Origin of the sequence: Streptomyces sp. BF23-19 (assembly GCF_041106355.1) — a bacterium.
In the GTDB taxonomy this organism is placed as follows: domain Bacteria; phylum Actinomycetota; class Actinomycetes; order Streptomycetales; family Streptomycetaceae; genus Streptomyces; species Streptomyces virginiae_A.
The window spans coordinates 30,145-37,206 of sequence record NZ_JBGBPT010000089.1 but is presented as its reverse complement, the minus strand read 5'-3'; the positions used below and the strand labels follow the sequence as shown (position 1 = coordinate 37,206).

The 7,062-nt window shown below is 71.8% G+C and carries 7 protein-coding genes; 4 read left to right on the top strand and 3 right to left on the bottom strand.

Annotated features, from left to right (window positions below; translation table 11 throughout):
- Window positions 1-153: 153 nt before the first annotated feature.
- The 3 genes from AB8A24_RS35570 (at window position 154) to AB8A24_RS35560 (ending at window position 2,660) form a co-directional block, all read left to right on the top strand.
- The gene (locus AB8A24_RS35570) at window positions 154-1,638 is read left to right on the top strand and encodes an AlkA N-terminal domain-containing protein (RefSeq protein WP_328960934.1); all 1,485 of its coding nucleotides are present in this window, start codon (window positions 154-156) and stop codon (window positions 1,636-1,638) included.
- A 12-nt stretch (window positions 1,639-1,650) separates the two neighbouring features.
- Window positions 1,651-2,172: a methylated-DNA--[protein]-cysteine S-methyltransferase gene (locus AB8A24_RS35565; RefSeq protein WP_328960935.1), complete on the top strand. Its 522-nt coding sequence runs from the start codon at window positions 1,651-1,653 to the stop codon at window positions 2,170-2,172.
- A 101-nt stretch (window positions 2,173-2,273) separates the two neighbouring features.
- A complete protein-coding gene (locus AB8A24_RS35560) occupies window positions 2,274-2,660 on the top strand; it encodes an SHOCT domain-containing protein (RefSeq protein ID WP_369478569.1) in 387 nt (128 codons plus the stop codon).
- 16 nt (window positions 2,661-2,676) lie between these two features.
- Here the strand turns inward: AB8A24_RS35560 and AB8A24_RS35555 are convergent, their stop codons facing one another.
- The 3 genes from AB8A24_RS35555 to AB8A24_RS35545 form a co-directional block, all read right to left on the bottom strand.
- Window positions 2,677-3,105 (bottom strand): hypothetical protein, encoded by a 429-nt coding sequence (locus AB8A24_RS35555; RefSeq protein WP_328960937.1) that lies wholly within the window; start codon window positions 3,103-3,105, stop codon window positions 2,677-2,679.
- 51 nt (window positions 3,106-3,156) lie between these two features.
- A complete protein-coding gene (locus AB8A24_RS35550; RefSeq protein WP_328960938.1) occupies window positions 3,157-3,657 on the bottom strand; it encodes an NUDIX hydrolase in 501 nt (166 codons plus the stop codon).
- Window positions 3,658-3,877: 220 nt separating this feature from the next.
- Window positions 3,878-5,611: a BCCT family transporter gene (locus AB8A24_RS35545; RefSeq protein WP_369478568.1), complete on the bottom strand. Its 1,734-nt coding sequence runs from the start codon at window positions 5,609-5,611 to the stop codon at window positions 3,878-3,880.
- Window positions 5,612-5,754: 143 nt separating this feature from the next.
- Between AB8A24_RS35545 and AB8A24_RS35540 the strand changes: the two genes are divergently transcribed.
- Window positions 5,755-6,903, top strand: a complete 1,149-nt coding sequence (locus tag AB8A24_RS35540) for a glycerate kinase (RefSeq protein WP_369478567.1) — start codon at window positions 5,755-5,757, stop codon at window positions 6,901-6,903.
- Window positions 6,904-7,062 lie beyond the last annotated feature (159 nt).

Sequence of the window (7,062 nt, the reverse complement as noted above, 5' to 3'; positions counted from 1 at the left end):
CCCGCTCGCCCTCACCGCCCTGACCGGCTGTGGCGGCGCCCCCGCCGCGAGCCCGGCGTCGGCCCCGACCCCGCACACCCGGCCAGGGACACGGCTAGCCTTGATGTCGGAAAACCGCCAGCCCGTCGTAACCGGAACCCCGAAGCTGGACGCATGCACACCGACACCGAGCGCTGCGTAAGGGCCGTGCAGTCGAAGGACGCCCGCTTCGACGGCTGGTTCTTCACCGCCGTCCTGACCACCCGGATCTACTGCCGCCCCAGCTGCCCCGCCGTGCCGCCGAAGGTCGAGAACATGACCTTCCTGCCCAGCGCCGCCGCCTGCCAGCAGGCCGGGTTCCGGGCCTGCAAGCGGTGCCGGCCCGACACGAGTCCCGGTTCGCCCGAGTGGAACGCACGGGCCGACGCCGTCGCGCGCGCGATGCGGCTGATCCAGGACGGCGTGGTGGACCGCGAGGGCGTGCCGGGCCTGGCCACCCGGCTGGGCTACTCCGCCCGCCAGGTCGAGCGGCAGCTGAACGCCGAGCTCGGGGCCGGTCCGCTCGCCCTGGCCCGGGCCCAGCGCGCCCAGACCGCCCGGCTGCTCATCGAGACCTCCGAGCTCCCGATGGGCGACGTGGCCTTCGCCGCCGGTTTCTCCTCCATCCGGACCTTCAACGACACGGTCCGCGAGGTCTTCGCCCTGTCCCCGAGCGAGCTGCGGGAGCGGGCCGTCAAGGCCGGCCGCGGCCGGAACGCCCCGCCCCAGATCTCCGGGACGATCAGTCTGCGGCTGCCGTTCCGGGCCCCGCTGAACCCCGACAACCTCTTCGGGCACCTCGCCGCGACCGCCGTTCCCGGGGTCGAGGAGTGGCGCGACGGCGCCTACCGTCGCACCCTCCGCCTGCCCTACGGCACCGGCGTCGTCGCCCTGACCCCGCAGCCCGACCACATCGGCTGCCGGCTCGCGCTGACCGACCTGCGCGACCTCACCATCGCCATCAGCCGGTGCCGCTGGATGCTCGACCTGGACGCCGACCCCGAGGCGGTCGACGAGCAGTTGCGCTCCGACCCGCTGCTGGCCCCGCTCGTGGACAAGGCCCCCGGGCGCCGGGTGCCCCGTACGGTCGACGCGCCGGAGTTCGCCGTACGGGCGGTTCTGGGACAGCAGGTCTCCACCGCGGCGGCGCGTACGCACGCGGCCCGGCTGGTCACCGCGCACGGGGAGCCGATCGAGGACCCGCTGGGCGGGCTGACCCACCTCTTCCCCTCCCCGCAGGCGCTCGCCGGGCTGGACCCGGAGGCCCTGGCCCTGCCGCGCAGTCGGCGCGCCACGCTGACCACCCTGGTCTCGGCGCTCGCCGACGGTTCGCTGGCGCTCGGCTTCGACAGCGACTGGGAGGCGGCGCGGGCGCAGCTCTCGGCGCTGCCCGGCTTCGGTCCGTGGACCACCGAGGTGATCGCGATGCGGGCGCTCGGCGACCCGGACGCGTTCCTGCCGTCGGATCTGGGGATCCGGCGGGCGGCGCAGGGGCTCGGGCTGCCGTCCACCCCCTCGGCTCTCACCGCGCGCGCGGCCACCTGGCGGCCCTGGCGTGCGTACGCCGTCCAGTACCTGTGGGCCACGGACGCCCACCCCATCAACCACCTGCCCGCCTGAGGAGCACCAGCGATGCGATCCACGATGAACAGCACCAAGACGCACACCGTCGTCGACAGCCCCTACGGCCCGCTGACCCTGGTCGCCACGGACGGAGTGCTCAGCGGCCTCTACATGACCGGGCAGCGGCACCGACCGGCCGAGGAGTCCTTCGGGGAGCGGGTGGCCGCCGCCGAGGAGCCGTTCCCCGAGGTGGCGCGCCAGTTGACCGCGTACTTCGCCGGGGAGCTCACCGAGTTCGACCTCCCGCTGCGCCTGGAGGGCACCGAATTCCAGCGCAGCGTCTGGGATCAGCTGGTGCGGATCCCGTACGGCGAGACGTGGTCGTACGGGGAGCTCGCGACCAACCTGGGCAAGCCCAGCGCCTCGCGCGCGGTGGGCCTGGCGAACGGGAAGAACCCGGTCGGCATCATCGTGCCCTGCCACCGGGTGATCGGCGCGTCGGGCGGGATGACCGGTTACGGCGGCGGGCTCGACCGCAAGGTGCGGCTGCTGGCCTTCGAGTCCGGGGAACACGTCCGAGAACTGTTCTGAACCCCGGCCCTGAATGCGGGCTCGGTCCTGTCCCATTCCGAAATGCGGTCCTTTTGCAGCGGTTGTATGAATGGAATACCGCTACATGATCGGAGTCGGGCATGGACGACTATCCGCTTCTCAACATCTTCTGGACGATGCTGTACCTGTTCCTGTGGATCATGTGGTTCTTCCTGCTCTTCAAGATCATCACGGATATCTTCCGTGACCACAGCCTCAGCGGCTGGGGGAAGGCGGGATGGTTGATCTTCGTGATCCTGCTGCCCTTCCTGGGCGTGTTCGTCTACCTCATCGCCCGGGGCCGGAGCATGGGCGAGCGGGACATCAAGCAGGTCCAGGAGAACGAGGCCGCCTTCCGGTCCTACGTCCAGAAGACGGCGGGATCCGGCAGCAGCGCGGACGAGCTGCACAAGCTCTCCGCCCTGAAGGACAAGGGCGACATCACCCAGGAGGAGTTCGACCGCGCCAAGGCCAAGCTCCTGGCGTGATCGGGTCCGGGTCGGTTCAGACGACGAGGAGCGGAACGAGCAGCGCGAAGGCGGCTCCGGCCTCCACGGCGTAGTTGTACAGCGAGGGGTGTTGGATCGGGGCGGCGAGCAGGACCACGCTCTGCTGGGTGGCGGCGGCGGCCACCCAGTCGGGGTCGGCGCCGAGGTTGCCCTGGTACCAGCCCTCACAGGAGCCGGGGCCGGTGACGGCGAGGAGGTCGTCCTCGCGGCGGTAGAAGGCCTGCCAACCGGGGGCCGGGACGGACCAGCCCTCGAAATCGGTGAACTGCGCCCAGCCGCCCTCGCGTATCGCGGTGTCGAACAGCCAGACCGGGGTCCCGTCCGGAGTGACTTCACCACCGGCCTGCTGGTCGGTGGTGAAGTGCACCATGGGGAGGGCGTCGGGCCCGTCGGCGGTGCTGGGCCAGGCGTACATCGTGATCATCTTCTGATTCTGTCCTGGTCGAGGTAAGTCCGCTGTTACGGCGCGCCCTGCTTACGGGGCCACCGGGCGCCGGCCGTTCTCCAGTTCCACGGCGCCCTCGCCCGACTGCGCGATCCGGTACGCCTCTTGGATGCGCCGCCCGAGCGCTTCGGGCAGATATGCGGTGAGTTCGGCGGGCTCGACGAGCCGCCAGGAGATCAGCTCCTCCTCCTGCAGCGTGACGGAGGCGAGCTGGGCCTCGTCCAGCACCCCGCCGTCGTAGACGTAGGCGACCAGTGGCGGGCGACCGGGGCCCGGCACCCAGTCGACGGCCAGGAGGCGGCCGAGCGGGAGGTCGATGCCGATCTCCTCGGCGCTCTCCCGCCGGGCCGCGGTGCGCGGGGACTCGTCCTGGTCCGACTCGACGGTGCCGCCCGGCAGGGCCCAGCCCTCGCGGTAGTTGGGCTCGACGAGCAGGACCCGACCCTCGGCGTCCCGGTAGAGGGCGGCCGCGCCGGCCAGCACCCGGGGCAGGCTCGCGATGTACGTGGCGTAGTCGTCTGTGGTGGTCACGCCGCAACCCTAAGTCCTTCGCGACGGGCCGACGGCCGAGATCCTGAGCCGGCTCCACGACCGGCACCACGTCCGCCACGTGGTGGCGCACCGCCCTTCGGGCGCCGAATCGCCGCTGCCGGCCGATCGCGCGAAGAAGGTCTACGTCAACGGCCGGATGGCGGTGTACGAGCTGTCCTGACCCGGCAGCCCACGACCTGGGCCCGGGGGGGCCGAGGCGTCACGCCTTCGGGGACCCCGGGCCTTCGCCGTCCCCGCCCCTGTCCTCGTGGCGCCGGCCCCCGGACTCGGCGAGGCCCCGCGCGCGGCGGGCCACCCCCTGTTCGCTGATGGCGTCGCCGACCATGGCCCGGACCGCGTCCCGCAGCCCGTGCAGGGGGTGGTGGCGGGCGGGTCCGGCGCCCGGGTCCGTACGGAGCTCCTTCACCAGGGCCCAGCAGAGCAACATCATGACGATGACGAATGGCAGCGCGACCAGGATGGTGGCGGTCTGCAGGGACTTCAGGCCGCCCGCGACGAGGAGCACTGCGGCGACGGCTGCCATCAGCACGCCCCAGGTGACGACGAGCCAGGTGGGTGGGTTGAGGGAGCCGCGACTGGTGAGCGAGCCCATCACCAGGGAGGCCGAGTCGGCGCTGGTGACGAAGTAGGTCATGACCAGGATCATGGCGACCCACGAGGTGACCGCGGAGAGCGGCAGGGCGTCCAGCATCGCGAAGAGCGAGGCCTCCGTACCGTCCTTGATCGTGACGGCGAAGTCGACGGCACCGGTGGAGTCGAGGCGGATGGCGGTGCCGCCCATGACGCAGAACCAGATCACGGTGGCCCCGCTGGGGACGAGCAGCACGCCGATGAGGAACTCGCGGATGGTGCGGCCGCGCGAGATGCGGGCGATGAAGGTGCCGACGAACGGGGCCCAGGACAGCCACCACGCCCAGTAGAAGATCGTCCACGCGCCGAGCCACTTGGAGTCGGTGAAGGCGCCGGTGCGACTGGCCATGGGCACCAGCTCGCTCAGGTACCCGCCGACGCCGGCGGGGATCACGTCGAGGATGTAGACGGTGGGGCCGAGGACGAAGACGAAGAGCATCAGGACGGCGGCGAGCACGAGGTTGATCGTGCTGAGCCACTTCACCCCCTTGTGCAGGCCGGAGAAGGCGGAGAGGACGAAGGCCGCCGACAGGGAGCCGATGATGATCAGCTCCAAGGTGACGGAGTCCTCGATGCCGGTGGTCAGGCCCAGCCCCGTGGAGACCTGGAGGGCGCCGAGGCCGAGGCTGGTGGCGGTGCCGAAGATGGTGGCGAACACGGCCAGCAGGTCGATGGCCTTGCCGGCCCGCCCGGCCGCCCGTTCCTCGCCCATCAGGGGGACGAAGGCGGAACTCAGGCGGTTGCCTCGGCCCTTGCGGAAGGTCGCGTAGGCCAGGGCGAGGCCGGCGATGCCGTAGATCGCCCAGGGGGTGAGGGTCCAGTGGAAGAAGGAGTACTCCATGGCCGCGAGCGCGGCGGCGCCGGTGCGGGGGGCCGCACCGGAGGCCGGGGGCGGCGCCAGGTAGTGGGTGAGCGGCTCCCCCACCCCGTAGAACATCAGGCCGATGCCCATGCCCGCGCTGAACATCATCGCGATCCACGCGAGGTTGGTGAACTCGGGCTCGGAGTCGTCGGCGCCGAGCCGGATCCGGCCGAACCGGCTGATCGCGAGGACGACGCACATGACGAGGAAGACGTCGGCGGCGATCACGAACAGCCAGGCGAAGTTGCTCAGCACCCAGGAGAGCGCGGTGGCCGACGCCGTGTCGAAGGAGTCCTTGCCCAGGGCCGCCCACGCGACGACGGCCAGCACGGCGAGCACACCCACGGTGACGACGGCGTGGTCGGGCGCGCTGTCCACGGGGCCGTCGGATCCCCCTCCCGGGGTGTCCGGACGTGGCTGTTCCAGTGATTCCGCGCTCATGCGGCCACACTATGCAGGCGTATATCCCTATTTAGGGGCATGGCGCGCCGGGTGTGGCCCAGGCCACTCATGGGCATAGGAGGATCCTCCGGATAAGCTCATGGCGGCGCGACTGCACTGTTCGATAGCAAGGGAATAGCAAGGTGACGGACGGAGCAGTAAACGAGGCCGCGCGCGTGCTCATCGCCGCGGACAAATTCAAGGGCTCGCTCACGGCCGTTCAGGTCGCGGAGCGGGTGACGGCCGGCCTTCGCAGGGCCGTACCGGACGTGGAGATCGAGACCCTCCCCGTCGCGGACGGCGGCGACGGAACGGTCGCGGCAGCCGTCGCAGCCGGCTTCGAACGGCGGGAGGTACGGGTCACCGGACCCCTCGGTGACCAGGTCACGGCCGCCTTCGCGTTGCGCGAGGGCACCGCGGTGGTCGAGATGGCGGAGGCCTCCGGGCTGCAGCTGCTGCCGGCGGGCACCTTCGCCGCGCTGACGGCGACCACGTACGGCTCGGGCGAGCTGCTCAAGGCCGCGCTGGACGCGGGCGCGCGCTCGATCGTCTTCGGCGTGGGCGGCAGTGCCACCACCGACGGCGGCGCCGGCATGCTGGCCGCGCTGGGCGCGGTGTTCCTGGATGCGAACGGCGAACCGGTCGGTCCGGGCGGCGGCGCGCTGGCCGAGCTGGCCTCGGCCGACCTGTCCGGCGTCGACCCGCGGTTCGCGGAGGTGGAGTTCGTCCTCGCGAGCGATGTGGACAACCCGCTGACCGGCCCGAAGGGCTGCGCCGCGGTGTACGGCCCGCAGAAGGGCGCCTCGCCCGAGGACGTGGCGACGCTCGACGCGGCGCTGGCGCACTTCGCGGTGGTGCTGGAGAAGTCGATCGGCGCGAAGGCCGCCGAGTGCGCGGTGCTCCCGGGTGCCGGTGGCGCGGGCGGCATCGGCTACGGGGCCCTGCTGCTCGGCGCGACGTTCCGTCCCGGCATCGAGCTGATGCTGGAGGTACTGGGCTTCGCCCCGGCGCTGGAGCGGGCCACGCTGGTCATCACCGGTGAGGGCTCCCTGGACGAGCAGACCCTGCACGGCAAGGCTCCGGCGGGCGTCGCGGCCGCGGCGCGTGCGGCGGGCAAGCCCGTGGTGGCCGTCTGCGGGCGGCTGCTGCTGTCCCAGGAGGCCCTTGAGGGTGCCGGTATCCGCAAGGCGTACCCGCTCACCGATCTGGAGCCGGACCCGGCCAGGTCCATCCCGAACGCGGGCCCCCTGCTGGAGCAGGTCGCCGCGAACATCGCCGCCGACGTTCTCTGACGCGGCCGCCCCCTTCGAGGGCCCCGACCCCCGTGCCCCGGGGCGGGGCCCTCACCCTTTCCGCCCCCGCCGGAGCATTTCGGCTTCGCGGGACCATTTCGGCTTCGCCGGGCCATTTCAGCCTCGCCGGGCCATTTCAGCCTCGCCGGCGTTTGAGGC